The organism is Thermanaerothrix sp., assembly GCA_026417795.1.
Classification (GTDB): Bacteria; Synergistota; Synergistia; order Synergistales; family Synergistaceae; genus Thermanaerovibrio.
In genome coordinates, this window is record JAOACP010000001.1 from 72,593 (window position 1) to 91,604 (window position 19,012).

A 19,012-nucleotide genomic window follows, 5' to 3' on the forward strand; every position below is an offset into this window, starting at 1 on the left:
TCGGTGTAATAAGAGAAATGGGCGCCTTGCTGACGCCATGTGGGTTACGGAATACAGGATAATACATACCAATGTTCAGCGCAAGACCAAAAGTTGTGACTTTTATGCATTATGTTTATTTTAGTTGCCCATATTTTGTGGATAGCGGCGGCCTGCGTGGTACAATGTACGTTAAAGATGTAGGGATAGGGCTTGATGCCCTTACATGGAGGGATTGGCATGGCGTTTTTTGTGGATGCTTCCGGTGAGAGGCGCGTGGAGGGAGGCCCCATGAAGGCCCTTGAGGTCCTTTTGGCCCTTGGATTTTCGCTTGATGGGGTGGTGGCAGCGAAAGTGGACGGTGCCCCCGTAGACCTTGGGGCCCTGCTTGAGGGTGGGGCGGTGGAGCCCATAGCCGCCGATTCTCCAGAGGGATTGGATGTCATAAGGCATTCGGCGTCCCATCTTATGGCCCAGGCGGTTTTGTGTCTTTTCCCCGGCGCCAAACTTGGTATAGGCCCTGCCATAAAGGACGGGTTCTATTACGACATCCTGTTCCCGGTTCCCATAACCGATGAAGACTTGCCGCGCATAGAGGAGGAGATGCGCCGCATATCCAAAGAGGATCTTCCAATAGAACGAGTTTCCCTGCCCAAGGATGAGGCCTTGGAGTTGTTTTCCAAGAGGGGGGAGGGCTTCAAGGTTGAGTTGATTCGGGAGATCCAGGATGATGTAGTTTCGCTCTACAGACAGGGAGAGTTTGTGGACCTTTGCAGGGGGCCTCATGTCAAATCCACTGGAGTTATTGAGAATTTCAAGCTCCTTTCCCTCGCGGGGGCCTATTGGCGGGGTGATGAGAAGAATGTAATGCTTACCCGCATATACGGTACCGCTTTTCATTGCAAAGAGGCCCTTGATCTTTATCTTGCGAGGCTTGAGGAGGCTCGGCAGCGGGACCACCGAAAGCTGGGCCGGGAGCTGGATATATTCAGCATCCAGCAGGAGGGGCCGGGTTTCCCCTTCTTCCATCCTAAGGGGATGGTGATTCTAAACGAATTGGTGGACTTTTGGAAGAGGGAGCACAAGCGTAGGGGGTACCTTGAGATCCGTACTCCCCTGATACTGGACAGGAGCCTGTGGGAGAGGTCCGGCCACTGGGATCACTACAGGGAGAACATGTACTTTACCTCCATTGACGAAAGGCCCTTCGCGGTAAAGCCCATGAACTGTCCGGGGGGCATATTGGTTTTTAAGAGCTCCACCAGGAGCTACCGGGACTTGCCGTTGCGGATGTCCGAGCTGGGTATAGTTCACCGGCACGAGAGATCCGGGGTCCTTCACGGGCTTATGCGGGTTCGTTGTTTTACCCAGGACGATGCCCACATATACTGTACCCCTGATCAGGTAGGGGATGAGATCGCAGGGGTAATAGATCTTATGAGGTACGTTTACAAGGATGTTTTTGGATTCCCGTACAGGGTTGAGCTATCCACCCGGCCAGAGAACTACATGGGGAGCCTTGAGATGTGGAATTTGGCGGAGGATAAGCTCCGGGAGACCCTGGAGACCACCGGTACGGAGTATAAGGTTAACCCCGGGGATGGGGCCTTTTATGGACCCAAGATAGACTTCCATCTAGAGGACTCCATAGGCAGGACTTGGCAGTGTGGTACCATACAGTTGGATTTTCAGATGCCGGAGAAGTTCGACGTGTTCTACGTGGGGGCCGATGGCATGGAGCATAGGCCTGTTATGATCCACCGTACTGTGTTCGGCAGCCTTGAGAGATTCCTTGGCATCCTCATAGAGCATTATGCGGGGGCCTTTCCCTTCTGGCTTGCGCCGGTGCAGGTGAAGATCCTTCCTGTGAAACCCGAGCAGGGGGACTATGCTTCAAGGGTAGACCAGGTCCTTAGGAGTTGGGGTGTAAGGACCGAGGTGGATTGGAGGGACGAGAAGCTGGGTAAGAAGATAAGGGATGCCCAGATTTCCAAGGTTCCCTACATGCTGGTTATAGGTGGCAAGGAGGCGGAATCCTCCACCGTGGCGGTGCGCCACAGGGCCAAGGGCGATCTTGGCGCCATGTCGCTTGAGTCCTTGAAGGAGGCGTTGGATCAGGAGTTTCGTCCAAGATAAATACAGTAATAAAAGGTATGTCCTTGAGGCTCCTGGAAAACTTGCAATGATGGTTTGCCTGTGATATGCTTCTAGAGCTGTGGGTAAATGCCTTCAGTTTTTTAAAGAAGAGGATGTGCGCCCTCTCACCTGCCGCCTAAGGCGTCGGGTTGCCTGCATCGAAGCGGAAGTTCGTTTTAGGCTGGGCGCTTTCGGCGTCCAGCTTTTTTGTTGTGTGAGGAAGCAGCTTAATAATAGGAGGTGGCGTGCTATAAGTTTCAAGGATGATGAACCCCGCGTCAATCTGGAGATTCGTGCGGCGGAGGTGCTTCTGATCGATGATCAGAACGTGAAGGTGGGGGTGGTTCCTCTTCGGGAGGCCTTGCGGATGGCCGAGGAGAGGGATCTGGATTTGGTAGAGGTGGCCCCCCTTGCGAAGCCGCCGGTCTGCAAGATCATGGACTACGGCAAGTATCGGTTCCAGCAGCAGAAGAGGGACAAGGACGCCCGCAAGAAGCAGAAGAGCCAGGCCCTCAAGGAGATAAAGATGAGGCCTAAGATCGATGTCCACGATTACTCCTTCAAGGTTAGGGCCGTAAGGGACTTCCTTGAGGATGGACACAGGGTCAAGGTCTCGGTTTTCTTCAGGGGCAGGGAGATGGCCTTTTTGGACAAGGGGCGTGAGGTGCTTGACAGGGTCCGAAAGGACGTGGCAGACCTGGGTAAGGTTGAGATGGAACCCAGGATGGAGGGGTCCTATATGAGGATGATGATAGCGCCTTTGGTGCAGTCTTCGTCTAAGGATCTCGATGGTTCTAAGTCCGCCCGCCCCCGGAACCCAAAGGTTGATTCCAGTTCGACGGACGTTTCGTCAAACGAATCTTGAGGAGGGACTAAATTGCCTAAGGTTAAGACTCATTCGGGTGCTAAGAAGCGGTTTTCCATAAGCGGGTCCGGCAAGCTTGTGTTCAAGAAGAGCGGCAGGAGCCATCTTTTGGAGTGCAAGAATGCCAAGCGCCGTCGCCGGTTGCGCCAGAAGGGCGTGCTCGGCGGAACTCTTGGCGAGAACGTCAAGAAGTTGCTCCCCTACGCTTAAGCTACGAAATCCGGGAAGAGGTGAACTCTAAATGAGGGTTAAGGGCTCCAGCGCAAGCCGCAGGAAGCAGAAGAAGCTTTTCAGCATAACCAAGGGTTTTTGGGGAAGGAAGAAGAACGTTTACCGCAGGGCTAGGGAGGCGTTTCTGCACGCCCTTTCCAAGGCTTATCACGACCGCAGGGCAAAGAAGCGGGATTTCCGCAAGTTGTGGATAATCCGTATCAACGCGGCGGCCAGGATGCACGGCATGAGCTACAACTCCCTTATCGCGGGACTGAAGAAGGGCGGCATTGAGGTCAACCGCAAGATGTTGGCGGATCTGGCGGTTAACGATGCCAGCGCTTTTGGTGCGTTGGTTTCCAAGGCCAGGGAGGCGTTGGGCCGTTAGCAACGGTCTTCTGTGATGAGATCCTATAGCTCTTTCAGGCCAGAGCTTTGGCTGGTGTTTGGGTTCCTGTCGCTCATAGTGGCGGGAGCCCTTGCACTTTGGGGGATAGGTATTTTACACTCCATGCCCATAGATTTCTTGGACGCCCTTTTTACGTCAACCTCTGCGGTGTGTGTTACGGGGCTGTCTACCCTGGATGTGGGCCGTGACCTTCCAGTGGCTTCCCAGGTGGTGTTGCTAGCTCTCATCCAAATAGGCGGTCTTGGGGTGATGACCGCCACCACTGCCTTTGCCGTGGCCTTGGGGGCCAGGATAAGCATCAAAGAGAGGCTTATATGGGCGGAGAGCATGGGGCTTGATACTCCTAGCGGTGCGATCAGATTGCTTTTAAGGGTTTTTAGAATATCATTATTTACAGAAGCCTTGATGGTGGTGCCGCTGTTCTTTGGGTTCCTTAGTAAGGAAACTGCGGGCAGGGCTCTTTACATGGCGGTTTTCCATTCGATCAGCGCGTTCTGCAACGCCGGTTTCTCCCCTTATTCGGACAGCCTGGTGGGCTTCTCCGGGAACTTCTTGGTTATGATGCCCATAACCTTGCTCATAGTCGTCGGAGGTCTGGGTTTCCCGGTGGTGGATGACGTTCTAAGGTGCTTAAGGGCGCGGAGGTGGAGGCCAACCCCATACTCGGTGGTGGTGCTTAAATCCACCGCTTGGCTCATAATCACGGGAACGGTTCTGTTCTCGCTCAGTGAGTTCAGCGGCGCTATGAGGGGAATGCCCGTGTGGGAAAAGTTGATGAACGCGGTCTTTTGCAGTGTAACTCCAAGAACTGCTGGATTTAACTCCCTGCCCATGACCTCCCTTTCCGGTTTGTCTTTGGTTGTTACCGTATTTCTCATGTGGGTTGGGGCTAGCCCTTCATCAACTGGGGGAGGTGTTAAAACCACCACCATTGCGGTACTGTGGTCCAGCTGTATTTCTGAGGTGAAGGGGTTGGGGGAGGTTACCTTAGCGGGGCGAAGCGTGGACTCCAGGCTTCAAAGAAAGGCCCTTACGGTCTCTATGCTCTATACCCTGGCCATATTCCTTGCGGTGTGCATGTTGACCGTTTTTGAGTCTATGCCCATGTCGGCACTCATCTTTGAGGCCTTCTCCGCCATGGGGACGGTGGGGCTTTCCCTTGGGATCACCTCTAAACTTACGCCGGAGGGGAAGTTCGTTCTGATCTTGCTCATGTATTGGGGTAGGGTTGGGATCGTAACGTTCATGTACTCCCTTTTTAGACGCCACGTCCCCGGCAGGGTTTTTTTGCCGGGGATTAACATGCCCATAGGTTGAAGAGAGGGTTACTTATGGAAAAGAAGAAAACGGTGTTGGTCGTGGGTCTTGGGCGTTTTGGGCAGTCCCTGTGTCTTAGGCTTACGGATCTTGGCCATAGGGTTATAGGGGTTGACCGAGTTCGCGCCAGGGTTGAAGCTTTAGCGGAGAGCCTGGAGTACGTGGCCCAGTTAGATGCCTCTGACGAAGAGGCCCTGATAAAGGTCGGTGCTAAGGAAGTTGATATCGCGGTGGTAGCCATAGGAGAGGGACTCGAAGCCAGCGTGCTTGCCACCGCCATACTGAAGGACCTGGGGGTTTCGGTTTGGGCCAGGGCCACCAATGCCCTTCACGCCAAGGTGTTGGAAAGGGTTGGGGCGACCAAGGTCTTCTACCCAGAGAGGGAGATGGGCATAGTAATAGCGGATCAGATCGTACGCCCTTGGATGAGTTATTTCCACTTCGGAGGCGACTCGGAGATAACCATAGCTCAGGTGGAGGGGGCTCGTTTGGCTGGCAGGTCTTTAAGGGACCTGGACCTTACAAAACGCTACGGTGTTCTGGTATTATTCGCTGAACGGGACGGCAAGAGGTACGTTCCCAAGGGAGACACCGAGGTCTCAGCCATGGACAATCTCTGGATAGCGGGTACCGATGCGGACGTGTCCCGTTTCATGAATAAGCTAAGCAAGGAAGGGTGAGGCATGTGAGGGATCTTGTGGCCGAGGCCGTTGAGATTCGAAGAGCCCTGGAAGAGGAGTTGGCTTCAGCAAGGGCCCCGGAGGCCGTGGAAGCGGTCATGGTTAAGTACCTTGGTCGTAAGGGGGCTCTCACGCTTCTCATGAGATCCCTTGGGGACGTGCCTAGGGATGATAAACCAAGGGTTGGCAAGGAATTAAACATCATCAAGGACAGATGCGAGCTCCAGGTTAGGGAGAGGCTGGAGGAGCTCCTTAAGATAAAGGAGGTTCAGGAGGAAGAGGGCAACGTACTTGACGTGTCTCTCCCCCCCGCCGGTCGTCCGCTGGGGAGGTTTCATCCAGTGGCCCAGACCATGGAGGACATAGTTTCCATCTTCGTGTCCCTCGGCTTCTCGGTAGCCACTGGCCCTGAGATAGAGACCGATTTCTACAACTTTGAAGCCCTCAACTTCAAGGCCCACCATCCCGCAAGGGACATGCAGGATACGTTCTTCCTTAGAGACGATAAGCTTCTTCGAACCCACACTTCACCAGTTCAGGTTCGGTCCATGCTGTCCATGGGAGCCCCCCTTAGGATAGTGATCCCCGGAAGGGTCTACCGAAGGGATAGCGACCCCACCCACTCCCCCATGTTCCATCAGGTGGAGGGACTGTTGCTCGATGAGAACGTGTCGGTGGCGGATCTCAAAGGATGCCTCCAGGTCTTTGTGGATTCCATATTTGGGAAGCCCCTTAAATCCCGTTTTAGGGGCAGCTACTTCCCTTTTACCGAACCATCGATAGAGATGGATGTGGAATGCGTTGTCTGCGGTGGGGCGAACCCGTCTTGCCGGGTTTGCAAAGGTACCGGCTGGCTTGAGATCCTCGGTGCCGGTATGGTGCACCCCAACGTCCTAAGGAGCGGTGGAGTGGATCCTGAGAGGTTTGGCGGTTTTGCATGGGGCATGGGAGTTGATAGGATTGCCATGCTGAAGTATGGTCTATCCGACTTAAGACCACTGTTTGAGGCGGATCTCTCTTACTTAATCGGAGGAATGGCCCGATGAGAGTGCATCTTGGATGGCTTAGAAAACTTGTGGAAATAAACGTTTCGCTGGATGGATTGATAGACTGCCTTACCATGACGGGCACGGAAGTGGAGGAGGTCATAAAACCCGTCGGCGCTTCCAGCGGCATCCTCATAGCTCAAGTGGAAGATGTGGCGCTGCATCCATCTAAGCCCAGCCTTTCGGTGGCGAAGGTAAACTATCGTTCCGGCAATGCCACGGTTGTAACCGGTGCCCGCAACGTGGAGAAGGGGGGCTTGTTCCCCTATGCCCCCCCTGGAGCTAGGATATGCGATGGTGCGGAGCTTTCGGTGAGATCCTTCAACGGTGTGGATAGCCATGGGATGTTGTTGTCCTGCGAAGAGCTCGGACTGGAGGGGCTTGATGCCTCCGGCGGGCTCCTTAAGCTTCCCTCCGACGCCCCCTTGGGGGAGGATTTTCTCAGCTGGGCGGAGTTGGATCAGCCGGTGCTGGATCTTTCTATAACTCCCAACAGGGGCGACCTGTGCTCCATGATTGGGGTTGCCAGGGAAGTTTCGGCCCTTACCGGCGGTAAGCTCCTGCCCGTTGAAATGCCTGACATAAACTGGTCCGATGAGGATTGGTCTTCTCGCTTCCAGCTGAAGGTTTGTGATGATGGCTGCTGGAAGTACCTTTTAGGTTTCTGCGAAGTTAAATTCCTTGGGGAATCTCAATTTTTCGACAGGCTCAAGCTGGTGCTGTCGGGCATGAGGCCCCTTAATAACGTTGTGGATCCCACTAACCTGGCAATGCTGTTGTTCGGCCACCCGCTCCATGCCTTTGATGCAAACCGGTTGCCGTCGGGATCTGTGGAGGTAAGGGGAGCCGTTGCGGGAGAGACCTTAAGGACTTTGGATGGAAGGGATCGGGAGCTTCAGGACAAAGACCTCATTATTTGCAGCAGCGGCGTCCCCATCGCCATAGCCGGCGTTATGGGGGGGGAGGATGCGGAGGTTAAGAAGGATACCAAGGCGATCTTGCTGGAGTCGGCGGTTTTCGATCCTGCCAGGGTCAGCGTAACCTCCAGAAGACTCGGGATAAGCAGCCAGGCGGCGTTCCGATACAGCAGGTCGGTTGATTGGAATGTCAGCGAGGTCGCGGCCTTGTACGCATTGGGGAAGATGTCCTACGGGGGAGCCGTGGTAGTTGGGAGAGGCTTCCTTGAGCACCAAAGGGATTTCCGCATTGATCGTCGCATATCCCTTCGGCTTTCCTCCCTTAAGCGGGTTTTGCTTATGGACTCCCTGGAGCAGGCCGCTTGCATCCTGGAATCCCTTGGGTTTGAGAGGGAAGAAATTTCCTCCTCCCACGCGGTTTTCTCAGTGCCTTCCTGGAGGAGCGATGTGGAGGGAGAGGAGGACCTTATTGAGGAAGTGGGCCGGGTCAGGGGATACCATCTGGTGGAGCCCAGAATCCCTGGCAACCTGAGGGGCAGAGGGATTGTTCCAAGGGCTTTTGAACTGTCCAACTCCCTGCGGCGTGTGGCCATATCCAGAGGATACGTGGAAGTAATGACATATAGTTTTACATCCCCGGAAGAGTTGGGGGAGTTGGGGGTTTCTCATGAGGGGTCCCCACGCATAGTCAACCCCATAAGCAGGGAGCATCTGATCATGAGGCCCCTTATCGCCGTTGGATTGATAAGAGGTCTTAGGGGGAATCTGAGTTCCGGATGGAGAAAGCCCGTAAGGATTTTTGAGACGGGGAACGTGTTCGTTTCGGAGGGGGAGAGCCACCACGTGGCGGGTTTGGTTTTCGTGGGTAAGGACACCAGATCCGTGCACGGGGAAAGGGTTGTAGAGGATTTCTTCTCCATCAAGGCCGACGTGGAAGCCATGCTGGAGTCGGCGGGGGTGAAAGCGGTTTGGATAAGAGGCCGCGAGCCGTTCGGACATGCCGGACAGACGGCTCACGTTGTTGTTGACGGTAGAAGGATAGGCTTCCTATGCAGGCTTAAACCCTCCATCGAGAGGGAACTTGGGGCTGATGAAGGGGTCTTCGTCTTTGAGCTTAACACCGATGGTCTTTTGAATGGTCCCCTGCCGAGGTTTGGCGGTTCCTCCAAGTTTCCTTCGGTTAGCAGGGACATGGCCATAATGGTGGCGTCGGATGTTCCTGCAGTTCAGGTGGAAGAAGTGATAAGGGAGCTTATGGATCCCAATCTGGCGGTTGCGGTGGAGCTGTTTGATGTTTACATGGGCAAGGGGCTGCCTGAGGGATGTAAGAGCTTGGCTTTTTCTGTGGTATATCGTCACCCGGAGCGGACATTGCGGGATGATGAGGTGGACCAGGTCCATTTTGCCCTCAGACAGAAACTTCAGGACAGGGGATACTCCCTAAGGTAAAGGGGAAGGAGGACTGTTCGTCGTGACCCAGCAGTTTGAGCAGATAGAGCGTTTGGTGGATCGTTTGGGGGCTAAGATCTCCCTTCTTCAAAAGGAGAGGGACTCCGCTTTGGCAGAGGTGGCTTCCCTTAAGTCCCAGCTTCAGGAGAAGGATCTGGAGCTCATTCGGATTAAGAAGGAGATGCAGAGGGCGGTAGAGCAGCTGGAAAGGGAGAAGACGGCTCTTCAGAAGGAGCTCCAGCAGCAGGAACAGAGGATAGGGGACCTTTTCGGCAAGATAAGGTCCTTGCTCCCCGAGGATCCTGCCGGTCGTCAGTAGCCCCAAGGGGGTACTATGGAGCGACGTCTCGTCCTGTTGGTGGGCAAGAAATCATATCCCATAGTTACGTCCTTGGAAGAGGAGGAGGTCCAAAGGGCTGCAAGCCTTGTGAGATCCTTGGTGGACTCTTTGGATTCCTCACTCAGCCAGGACGAGAGGCTTTTTTTGGCCTCCATGACGTTGTCAAGCCAGTTGTTAAGGGTTCAGCGTGACCTTGAAGGGCTGGTGGAGGAGGATCTGGAGTGACTGCTTTGCCATGGTCCCCCCTCGACTGGATTCTTGCTTTCGCGGGGGGAGTTTGGATACTGAGGGGTGTCTTTAGGGGCTTTGTGGCGGAGTTGGCGTCCTTGTTGGGGTTGGCGTTAGGGTTTGTCCTGGCGGCCCGCTATTCAAAGTCTCTTATCCCCCTTCTGGTGGAGATGGGCATCCCGCCCTTTGGGTGCTCCATCCTCGCTTTTGTTTTGGTTGGGGCCGCCTCCGTTGTGCTATGCAGGGCCCTGGGTGGGGTTGTTAAATCCATAATTTCAAAGGCCAATCTTTCATTGCTGGATAGACTTCTTGGGGGCGCCTTTGGGGCCGTTAAGCTGGCCTTGTTGGTGCTGATCTTATTTGTGATGGGTAGGGCGGTGTCTCCCTTCCTGGCGCCTGGTTGGGAGGAACGAAGCTTCTTTTTAAGCGCGGTGTCGTCCCACCAGGAACTTATTAGCGGCCTCTTCGATGTCATGGGCGTTGTCCCACATGGGGGCTTGATGCCGGGATTGCCTCGTTGATGTACCTCTTCCTGGAGAATTTAGGGGTGAGATATTTTGATATGTGATGCCAATACATACAGGGTCCTTGAGGTAGACAAGGTCCTGGGCATCGTTAGTCGTCTTTGCCGGGGAGAACTTGGGGTTAGAAGGGCGTTGTCGTTGTCTCCGGCGGGGGATGTGGGGGCTTTAGAGCGGCGGTTTGATGTTCTAAGGGCCTTTGAGTCCGCTGTCCTTAGGAGGGGGGACTACCCTTGGGATTACCGGGCTGCTCCATTGGATGGACTCATAAGGGAGGCAAAATCGTACGGCTGGCTGAGCGGAGCTGAGCTAGTTCGTTTCAGGATCAACCTCTGGCTGGCCGCCAGGATAAAGGCCAGGCTTAAAGAGGACTCCTTGGAGTTCGAGGCATTGCGGGATCTTGTCAGGTGCTTCCCAGACTGGGAGGAGGAACTTTCTCGTCTGGAGGTGCTTGACGAGGATGGCGGCCTTTACGATGGGGCTTCAGACAGGCTTAGGGATATACGCCAGAAGATGAGGGATATCCGTGCTCAGGTTAGGAGCCGATGGAACGACATACTGTCCAGCCCTCACTTGGCGTCCATGTTGCAGGATAAGGTGCTTGTGCTTCGGAACGGAAGGTTCTCTGCCCTGGTTAGGTCTGACATGGCTGGGACTTTCCCGGGTATAGTCACAGAAAGGTCTTCCTCGGGTAGCAGCGTCTACGTGGAGCCCTCTCAGCTTTTGCCTTTAAACAACCGTATGTCCTTGCTTACTGGCGAGGAATGCGAAGAGGAGGAGAGAATCCTTAAGGAATTGACGGAGATGCTGTTGGTCCGTGAGGGTGCTTTGATGAACACCGATGAGGCATTGGGCGCCGTGGATCTCCTTTGGGCACAGGTGGATGTGATGGGATCCAAGAAGTGGACTGTTCCAGAAGTGACGATGGACAGAAGCTTTTGCCTTAAAGGAGCCAAGCACCCTCTTCTGGATGATAGGGCGGTGCCCTTGGATATTTCCTGCGGGGATAGGTTCAGAATGCTCGTGATAACGGGCCCAAACACTGGTGGCAAAACCGTTGCACTCAAGACCGCAGGAGTTGTGGTATACCTTGCATGGCTGGGGTTCCCGATTCCTTGTTCGGAGGGTACCAAGGTCGGGGACATCGGGGAGCTGTTTGCCGACATAGGGGACGAGCAGAGCATAGAACAGAACCTTTCTACGTTCAGTGGGCATATAAATCAGCTCAGACACATAATGGACCAAGTGACCGATAGGTCATTGGTGTTGCTGGATGAGTTGGGAGCTGGTACGGACCCAGAAGAGGGATCTGCGTTGGGGGTTGCGGTGTTGGAGTACTTCCTGCGACGGAAGTGTCTTTTGATCGCCACGACGCATCACAACAGGATAAAGCATTTTGCTATGACGACCCCCCGAGTTGAGGCCGCGTCTATGGAGTTCGATCCCGTCACGTTGTCTCCCACATACAGGCTGCTTATGGGAATACCTGGCAGCAGCAACGCCATACTCATAGCTGAAAGGCTTAAGATGCCCCTTGAGGTTATAGATAGGGCAAGGGAGGAGATGGGCAGGGCCCCGGCGGGGGTGGATCTTCTCCTAAGAGGGTTAGAGGAGCGCCAAAGGGATTTGGATCTGAAACTTAAGGATGTAGAGACCTTAAAGGCAGAACTGGATTCCATGAAGCGGGATTACTTGGCTAAGTATGGAAAGGTTCTTTCGGATTCGGAATCCATAATAAGGGAAGCTAAGGTTAGGGCTGAGGGTATAGTACATCAAGCGGAGGAAGAAGCTAAGTCCCTTTTAGGAGAGCTTCGCAAGAAGTCCCATGCGGAAGCCCAGAGAGCCTATCAGAGGGGAAGGGATAAGGTGAGACATGCCGCTGCCGCTTTAGATAAACTAGGCTCTGAGGTTTTTGATCTGCCCTCTCCTGTCTTGGATTGGCAGCTGTCGGTTGGTGATGGGGTGAAGATAAGAGGAAGCGCCGTGAAGGGCGAGCTGGCGGAGATAGATGGAGATCATGGGGTTGTTGTGTCTGGAGCCATGAGGATAAAGGTTCCGCTTAAAGATCTTATCCCATCGTCATCTCCTGTCACGGTGCCGCAACCTAAGGTTACCGTATCAACCCCCGATAAGGTCTCCAGTTCCATAATGATAAGGGGAATGACGCTGGACGAGGCGATGCCCATAGTGGAGAAGTACATAGATCAGGCCTATCGTGTTGGTTACGGTGAAGTGGTGATAATACATGGACGGGGAGAGGGTATTCTCAGGAGGGCGGTTCATGACCTTCTAAGGCGCATGCCTTTCGTGGAGTCTTTTCGCCTTGGGGGTCCCGGCGAGGGAGGGCATGGCGTAACGGTGGTGCGTTTTGCCAGGTGATCAAAAAGTTAAAGCCAGGGTAAGGTTGCGCTTTGCCCTTCCCCGTGGTAATATATGCACCGTCAAGCGTGTCCGTAGCTCAGCTGGATAGAGTGTTGGCCTCCGGAGCCAAAGGTCCCGGGTTCGAATCCCGGCGGGCACGCCATGATTTATAGGCCCTTAGGGGCCTTTTTTATTTTGCCCCCCCTTCCGGCCTTCCGTCCCTACTTCGCTGCTTGCCCGGTCTTCAATCGTTGTTTAGGTGCTCAATTAGGTTCAGTCCCCATGGGTTTTAGCCCCAGCGCCGGGTTTTTCCAAGTTCAGGAGGAGCATCTTGGCCTCAAGCCCCCCAGGGGCAGAGAAGCCCCCGAGCCCAGTGCGACCCAACACCCTATGGCACGGTATTACTATTAGTATCGGGTTAGCAGCGCAGGCCCTTCCAACTGCCCTTGCGCCCATTGGGGACCCAATTGAGGATGCAATATCCCCATAGGTTCTGGTGAGGCCATAGGGTATCTCCGCCAACGCATTAAAAACCCTGCGTTGAAATGACGTTCCCCTTGGGGCTGTCTTAAGATGAAACACCTTTCTTGCCCCTTCGAAGTACTCACGGAGTTGATCCATGGCGTTTCGTACCAAAGGGGAGGGGTAATAGTCCTTGGCTTCTTGTTCCCCTATGACCTTGATTTCTGTGATTGCATCCCCTTCTGCGGTTATCATGATGAGGCCCAGGGGGGTTGAAACTATCCCGTGGGAGTTGTCGTCCACGACCTATCACTCCATATTCATTATTCATCTGATGTAGAAATTGTTCAGCCACCAGATGCCGAAAGCTATGCTGCCGATTGTTACTGGAAGCCCGACATTGAGGTGTTCCAGGGAGGATATTCTGACCCTGCCGGATGCGCCTTCAATGACTATTATGTTAGCTATGGATCCAAGTACGGTGAGGTTTCCTGCGAAGGTGGAGCTCATGGCTAGGATTAGCCATCCCCTATCTCCAAGGTCCATGGCTTTTACCAGGGGTTTGAGGAGCATAACTGCGGGGACGTTGCTTACCAGGTTAGACAACCCGGCGGATATAAGAGATAGGGAGGTGCTCCCTGTCAAAGCTACGGCGCTGAAGCTGGATAGCCATGCAAATGCCTTAGACCTCTGGAAGCCACCCATTATCACGAACAAACCTATGAAAAGGAGCAGGAGCTTGAAGTCTATCATCTGGTAGACCTTTTCGGGTTTTACTCGCCGTGTTATCAGGAAGCACGACGCTATGGCCATGGAAACCACCTCTATGGGCAATCCCGAGAAGAAGCCCGCCAGGCAAGCGGTGCTTAAAATGGTGAACTTTATGACCATGGCTTTGTGGTATGGGAAGCTTTCGTCATCCCTTAGGTGTGTCGTTGGTGCGGTCAACTGCTCCCTGTAAGACATCCTGATGACAAAGTAAGTTAGGATAAGCCCCACTGCGGATGGGATCAACATGTTCACGAAGAACTTCCCGTAGCTGATGCCGGAAGCCAAGCCTATGATAAGGTTTTGAGGGTTTCCTGTTATGGTGGAAGCGCTTCCCACGTTGGCTGCCATGCACAGGGCCAGTAGATGAGGTCTTGGGTCGGTCCCCATTGAGTAGGTTAACCTTAGCAGCATGGGGGTGAACAAAAGGCATATGGTATCGTTTACGAATAGGGCTGACAGCGCCCCTGCGGTGGTGATGACGAAGATGAGGAGGCCATTGGGTGTTCCTGCCCGTTTAAGTAGCCAAGCGGACAGCAGGTTTACCGTCCCGGATAGCCTGAAGTGTGCCACCAGCACCATAAGGCCGAATAGGGTGGCCAGAGTTCTGTAGTCTATGGATTTATATGCATCCTCCGTTGAAATGGCCCCCACGAACACCATTAGAGAGGCGCCTATTATGACCGCCCCTGTGCGGTCTATGCGGAGGATTGGGGGTTGTCCCACCGCGAGGATCAGATAGGAAACGGCAAAGATCAAAACCGATGGTTCCAACTGTAGCACCGCCTCTTGCCTCTGCGTAGGGTGCTTTCTGATAATTAATCATAAAGATCCTTGCGCCCCTTGGCAGATGTGCTATTCTTACTTTCCGGATCTTAGATTATCAGGAAACGAGCCTTGCAGAAAGGGGATGGATCATTGGAAATCAAACCCATGAAGAAGATCAAGAAGCTTAAGAAGTTGAAGCTTTACGGCTTCAACAACCTGACTAAGTCCTTGAGCTTCAACCTGTACGATATATGCTACGCTAAAACTCCGGAGCATCGCAACGCTTACATAGACTACATAGATGAGGAGTACAACGCCACCCGGTTGACCACCATACTTACAGAGGTGGCCAACATCATTGGGGCTAATATTTTGAACGTAGCCTACCAGGATTACGATCCCCAGGGAGCAAGTGTGGCGTTGCTTATATCGGAGGAGAAGGTGGGGGAGAGCCAGGGGGACCACTGTCAGGACCAGGATGAAGGCGAGAGTCCCGGACCCCTCCCTCAGACCTATCTTGCTCATCTGGACAAGAGCCATATAACGGTTCACACCTATCCGGAGAGCCATCCAGACCGTGGTGTATGTACGTTCAGGGCCGACATAGACGTCTCAACCTGCGGCAGGATATCGCCCCTTAAGGCCCTCAACTACCTGTTGCACACCTTCTCCCCGGATATTGCCATCATAGACTATCGGGTGAGGGGCTTTACACGGGACATATCGGGGGAGAAGTTCTTCCTGGATCATAAGATAAACTCCATACAGAACTTCATATCCAAGGATACCCGGGAGCTTTATCAGTTTATTGATGTTAATATATACCAAGAGAACATATTTAACACGAAGATGATAATAAAGGACTTTGATCTGGATAACTATCTTTTTGGTACCGGAAAGAAGTCGCTTCTCCCGGGGGAGAAGAAGCGTATAAAGCAGGAGATTAAGAAGGAAATGGCGGAGATATTTGCGGGGCGCAACCTGCCGTCTTTTTAATGGATCGAATGGACCTTTCCTTTATGGGTGAGGCCCTCCTGGAGGCTAGGGCTGCTTTTGAATCTGGCGATGTGCCGGTTGGGGCGGTTGTGGTGATGGACGGTCTAGTCGTGGGCCGGGGTAGGAACGTGAGGGAAGTGGACCGAGATCCATTTGGGCATGCGGAGATGGTGGCCATAAGGGATGCCTGTTCTCGCCTTAGGACTTGGCGTCTGGACGGAGCTTCACTCTACGTGACGTTGGAGCCCTGTGTTATGTGCGCTGGTGCCATATTGCAGAGCCGTATAGGGGAGGTCCACTTTTCGTTGAGGGACCCAAGGGCTGGGGCGTGCGGATCCCTTTATGATGTGCTTAGGGATCCGAGGCAGCCCTTCCGTTGCAGGGTGTTCGAGGGTGATGGGGCTGAGGAGTCGCGGCGTTTGCTGTGGGCATTTTTCGAATCCCGCAGGGGCTCCAGATCTGGACAACCTGCGGCGCTTTGAATATAATTCTCGTCGTTTCTTCATGATCTGCGGAGGGGTGGCCGAGTGGTCGAAGGCGGGCGACTCGAAATCGTCTAGGCGGTGCTGAGCCGTCTCGTGGGTTCAAATCCCACCCTCTCCGCCAGCATTAGAGGTTAAGAGGTCCCCCAGGTGGGGACCTCTTCTATTTGCTGCAATACATTTATGCATCCCTTGATTCTAATTCCCCAATCCCTGTCATGGTGATGTTTGATGGGAAGCAGTAGTTTTTGTTTTATATGCTATACCCCTGGCTAATAATTAGTTGTTAGGCAGAGGTATAGCATTTTTGTGCATAGTTTTTATGTATTGGGGCTGGGTGGGTCTGTTGTTTAAATCCTTGTTATGCTGGCTTTGTATGGGGTAAGGTTATATGGAGAGTCCTTGGGGATATGGGACAAGAGAAATGGAAAGAAACTGTTGACGCAAAAACCTTGATCTGATTTTTAGTTGACATATCCTATGAGATGAGGTAACTTGATTGCAATCATAATTTTTATGTTTGGAGGTGTTGTATAGTGGCAGATAAGTCCGCTTCCGCGTCTGAAAAACCTAAAAGGGCTAGGAGGCCCAGAAGAAGCCCAGAAGAGCTTCTAGCGGATCTTGAAAGGCGCCGTTTAAAGCTGGAAAAGCGTCTGATGAAGAAAAACCAGGAAACCGTAATGGCTTTGGGGTATGCCTTCCTAAAGGCGGTGGGTAAGGAGCTTTCGTCTATGGATCCTTCGGAATCAAGCCGGATAATATCTGAGCCGGATTATGCTCTCCATTTTGTGAGGGGGCTTATGGGCAAGAACTAAGCTCCCTTTGGTGTTGATGTGTATGATAAAGAAAATGCCCCAGGGGGCTTGAAATATTCCTTGTAATTGGGTATCATTCCCCGCGTGATCAATGAAGGGTGCGGAGAGGTGGCTGAGTGGTCGAAGGCGCTCGCCTGGAGAGCGAGTGGGCGGTATAAAAGCCGCCCCGAGGGTTCAAATCCCTCCCTCTCCGCCATGGATTGTCCGGGGCCCGGTGGGCCCCGTAACTTGTATCTCGGGTTGATCCTCTGCTTTTTTGAATGGTTTAGGCGCATTGCGGTCTCCAGCGGGAGGTCTAGCCCCGTGCGGCGGAGCCTCGTGAACCCCGCCAGGTCCGGAAGGAAGCAACGGTAAGCGATGAGCTTCGGGTGCCACGGCAAGCTGGGCCTCCCGCTGGGGGCCGCATTTGGTTTGTTCACCTTCCCCTGTATTTCCTGCCTATGGTGGTGTGTCATGTCCGTTTTGTTGTATGCAGGCGCCGGCCCTCGGGATTGCGACGGAAACCTTTGGGTGCCTTTTTATTTGATTCGGGGAGAGTACCTGGTTCGAAGGATTTTGGGAAGATCCTCCTACGTTAGAAGCCGGTGGCTCTTGAACGGGGTGCTCGGCTCCGTGGAGGAGGTGGATCCCAAGCGCCCGTTGGAACTTCAGGAGGGAGTCCTCCCCCATTCGGATGGAAGGCGTGTGTTGGACTTTCGCGTATCTCCGGACGAGGCGGAGCAGCGGGTCCGGCTTGTAATCTCCGATGTGGGGTTCTGGGGTAGGCTTGCAGGGGTCATGCAGGGGGTTAACGTTTCCGCTACCCCCTTCTATGCCAGGTACTGCATTCACGGAGGGGAACTCTTTGACCCCTTTGGCGGGGAGAAGTGCACGGACCCTCTTTTTTTAGGTCTTATTGATCCCCGTCCAGGGGAGTGAGGTCTATCATCGCCTTTATCAACCTCTCCAGCTCTTCCATCCTTTCCCTTGGGGCCTCTGATCCCGCTTGGGCTATGCATTTGTTTAGGTAGTTCTTCAGAACCGCTATGGACGCGTTCTGCATGGCTCTTCTCGCGGCGTTTAGTTGAATCAGGATGTCCTTGCAGGGCTTTTCGTCCTCTATCATCTTTTGTATGCCCCTTATCTGCCCTTCCAGGCGCCTTAGCCGGTTGATCACCGCGTTTTTACCCGTGGGGTCATTTGTTGTTTTAGCGTTCATATCAGCCGCTCAACTCCTAACGCTATGATCTGCGTGGACTAGGGGTGATTAATGCCCCCCATAGGTATATATACTATACCTGCATGTCTTGAAGGTCAACGGTTGTCGTGGTATACTGCCCAACGGCAATCCGCACACGGGCGGATCTCTTGGGTGTTGCCCTTTGCATGGGTTCCCAGGGGATATGAGGTCCGTGGAGGTAAAAACGAGGAGGGGAAACCACATGGCAGTAGTGAGCATGAAGCAACTGTTGGAGTGTGGGGTTCACTTCGGTCACCAGACGAGGCGCTGGAACCCGAAGATGAAGCCCTACATATTCACCGAGCGGAACGGTATCTACATCATCGATCTTCAGAAGACGGTGAAGGGTCTTGAGAGGGCTTACAGCTTTGTCAGGGAGGTGGCCAAGGAGGGCGGCAGCATGCTCTTCGTGGGCACCAAGCGTCAGGCCCAGGAGCCCATTCGCAATGAGGCCCTTCGTTGTGGCCAGTTCTACATAAACCAGCGCTGGCTTGGCGGCCTTCTCACCAACTTTGCCACCATAAGGCGCCGGATCAACCGAATGGTTGAGCTCCAGAAGATGGAGGCCGATGGCTCCATTAACCGCTATCCCAAGAAGGAGATCATCCAGCTTCGCAAGGAGAGGGAGAAGCTGGAGAAGTACCTCTCCGGGATAAGGGATATGCGGGACATGCCGGATGCGCTTTTCGTTATCGATCCCAGGAGGGAAAACATAGCGGTTCTCGAGGCTGCAAAGCTTGGCATCCCGGTGGTGGCCATAGTGGATACCAACTGTGATCCCGAGCTTATCGACTATCCGATTCCCGGAAATGACGATGCCATAAGGGCTATTGAGCTTATCACCGGCCTGATGGCCAACGCCTTTATAGAGGGGCGTCAGGGGGTTGACGGTATGCCCACCCCGGCGGCAGAGGCGGAGGCCGAGGAGCCTGTGGAGGACGTCATCGAGGTTAGGGAGAAGCTGCATGACGAGTATTCGGATGTTGCGGAGGTCCTGGTCAACCAGGAGCTTGAGGAGCGCAAGGGCTGGAAGGAGGCCTAGTT

Annotated in this window: 20 protein-coding genes, 3 tRNA genes and 1 other RNA gene; 21 read left to right on the plus strand and 3 right to left on the minus strand. The window is 53.8% G+C overall.

The genetic code is table 11. The features are described 5' to 3' along the window. Positions 1-219: 219 nt before the first annotated feature. The 13 genes from thrS to N2315_00445 all read left to right on the plus strand — a co-directional run bounded on the left by thrS (position 220) and on the right by N2315_00445 (position 12,621). Complete coding sequence (gene thrS / locus N2315_00385; GenBank protein ID MCX7827658.1) at positions 220-2,115, plus strand: threonine--tRNA ligase; 1,896 nt, start codon at positions 220-222, stop codon at positions 2,113-2,115. Positions 2,116-2,329: 214 nt separating this feature from the next. Next, entirely contained in the window at positions 2,330-2,980 is a 651-nt protein-coding gene (infC, locus tag N2315_00390) for a translation initiation factor IF-3 (GenBank protein ID MCX7827659.1), read from the plus strand. Positions 2,981-2,992: 12 nt separating this feature from the next. Next, on the plus strand, positions 2,993-3,190 hold the full coding sequence (gene rpmI, locus N2315_00395; protein ID MCX7827660.1) for a 50S ribosomal protein L35: 198 nt from the start codon (positions 2,993-2,995) through the stop codon (positions 3,188-3,190). Positions 3,191-3,221: 31 nt separating this feature from the next. Further along, positions 3,222-3,578 (plus strand): 50S ribosomal protein L20, encoded by a 357-nt coding sequence (gene rplT, locus N2315_00400; protein MCX7827661.1) that lies wholly within the window; start codon positions 3,222-3,224, stop codon positions 3,576-3,578. Between the two features lie 15 nt (positions 3,579-3,593). Next, positions 3,594-4,916, plus strand: coding sequence for a hypothetical protein (locus N2315_00405; protein MCX7827662.1), 1,323 nt, complete (start codon positions 3,594-3,596; stop codon positions 4,914-4,916). A gap of 14 nt (positions 4,917-4,930) precedes the next feature. Beyond that, a complete protein-coding gene (locus tag N2315_00410) occupies positions 4,931-5,596 on the plus strand; it encodes a TrkA family potassium uptake protein (GenBank protein ID MCX7827663.1) in 666 nt (221 codons plus the stop codon). 5 nt (positions 5,597-5,601) lie between these two features. Next, complete coding sequence (gene pheS / locus N2315_00415; GenBank protein ID MCX7827664.1) at positions 5,602-6,642, plus strand: phenylalanine--tRNA ligase subunit alpha; 1,041 nt, start codon at positions 5,602-5,604, stop codon at positions 6,640-6,642. Continuing rightward, positions 6,639-9,008: a phenylalanine--tRNA ligase subunit beta gene (gene pheT, locus N2315_00420; GenBank protein MCX7827665.1), complete on the plus strand. Its 2,370-nt coding sequence runs from the start codon at positions 6,639-6,641 to the stop codon at positions 9,006-9,008. Before pheS ends, pheT begins: the two co-directional genes overlap by 4 nt. A gap of 22 nt (positions 9,009-9,030) precedes the next feature. Continuing rightward, entirely contained in the window at positions 9,031-9,327 is a 297-nt protein-coding gene (locus N2315_00425; protein ID MCX7827666.1) for a hypothetical protein, read from the plus strand. Positions 9,328-9,342: 15 nt separating this feature from the next. Further along, on the plus strand, positions 9,343-9,573 hold the full coding sequence (gene zapA, locus N2315_00430; GenBank protein MCX7827667.1) for a cell division protein ZapA: 231 nt from the start codon (positions 9,343-9,345) through the stop codon (positions 9,571-9,573). Further along, positions 9,570-10,097 carry a CvpA family protein gene (locus tag N2315_00435; protein MCX7827668.1) on the plus strand — a complete coding sequence of 176 codons (528 nt, stop codon included), beginning with the start codon at positions 9,570-9,572 and terminating at the stop codon, positions 10,095-10,097. Before zapA ends, N2315_00435 begins: the two co-directional genes overlap by 4 nt. Positions 10,098-10,133: 36 nt before the next feature. Continuing rightward, the gene (locus tag N2315_00440; GenBank protein MCX7827669.1) at positions 10,134-12,476 is read left to right on the plus strand and encodes an endonuclease MutS2; all 2,343 of its coding nucleotides are present in this window, start codon (positions 10,134-10,136) and stop codon (positions 12,474-12,476) included. 68 nt (positions 12,477-12,544) lie between these two features. Beyond that, a tRNA-Arg gene (locus tag N2315_00445) sits at positions 12,545-12,621 on the plus strand. 110 nt (positions 12,622-12,731) lie between these two features. Here the strand turns inward: N2315_00445 and N2315_00450 are convergent. Together N2315_00450 and N2315_00455 are read right to left on the minus strand one after the other, a co-directional pair. After that, positions 12,732-13,223, minus strand: coding sequence for a methylated-DNA--[protein]-cysteine S-methyltransferase (locus tag N2315_00450; GenBank protein MCX7827670.1), 492 nt, complete (start codon positions 13,221-13,223; stop codon positions 12,732-12,734). Between the two features lie 24 nt (positions 13,224-13,247). Next, the gene (locus N2315_00455; GenBank protein MCX7827671.1) at positions 13,248-14,462 is read right to left on the minus strand and encodes an anion transporter; all 1,215 of its coding nucleotides are present in this window, start codon (positions 14,460-14,462) and stop codon (positions 13,248-13,250) included. A gap of 159 nt (positions 14,463-14,621) precedes the next feature. Between N2315_00455 and speD the strand changes: the two genes are divergently transcribed. The 7 genes from speD to N2315_00490 all read left to right on the plus strand — a co-directional run bounded on the left by speD (position 14,622) and on the right by N2315_00490 (position 17,667). After that, positions 14,622-15,452, plus strand: a complete 831-nt coding sequence (speD, locus tag N2315_00460) for an adenosylmethionine decarboxylase (protein ID MCX7827672.1) — start codon at positions 14,622-14,624, stop codon at positions 15,450-15,452. Between the two features lie 8 nt (positions 15,453-15,460). Then, positions 15,461-15,934 (plus strand): nucleoside deaminase, encoded by a 474-nt coding sequence (locus tag N2315_00465; protein ID MCX7827673.1) that lies wholly within the window; start codon positions 15,461-15,463, stop codon positions 15,932-15,934. A 31-nt stretch (positions 15,935-15,965) separates the two neighbouring features. Then, positions 15,966-16,058, plus strand: a tRNA-Ser gene (locus tag N2315_00470). Positions 16,059-16,470: 412 nt separating this feature from the next. Next, a complete protein-coding gene (locus tag N2315_00475; GenBank protein ID MCX7827674.1) occupies positions 16,471-16,749 on the plus strand; it encodes a hypothetical protein in 279 nt (92 codons plus the stop codon). 102 nt (positions 16,750-16,851) lie between these two features. Further along, positions 16,852-16,945: transfer RNA gene (locus tag N2315_00480), tRNA-Ser, on the plus strand. Positions 16,946-17,041: 96 nt separating this feature from the next. Beyond that, positions 17,042-17,140, plus strand: an RNA gene (gene ffs, locus N2315_00485) — signal recognition particle sRNA small type. 131 nt (positions 17,141-17,271) lie between these two features. Then, a complete protein-coding gene (locus N2315_00490) occupies positions 17,272-17,667 on the plus strand; it encodes a hypothetical protein (protein MCX7827675.1) in 396 nt (131 codons plus the stop codon). On the opposite strand, the gene N2315_00495 is transcribed toward N2315_00490, so the two are convergent. Then, on the minus strand, positions 17,642-17,905 hold the full coding sequence (locus tag N2315_00495; protein MCX7827676.1) for a metal-sensitive transcriptional regulator: 264 nt from the start codon (positions 17,903-17,905) through the stop codon (positions 17,642-17,644). The genes N2315_00490 and N2315_00495 overlap by 26 nt on opposite strands. 265 nt (positions 17,906-18,170) lie before the next feature. Here N2315_00495 and rpsB point away from each other — a divergent pair, with 265 nt between their 5' ends. Continuing rightward, the gene (rpsB, locus tag N2315_00500) at positions 18,171-19,010 is read left to right on the plus strand and encodes a 30S ribosomal protein S2 (protein ID MCX7827677.1); all 840 of its coding nucleotides are present in this window, start codon (positions 18,171-18,173) and stop codon (positions 19,008-19,010) included. Positions 19,011-19,012 lie beyond the last annotated feature (2 nt).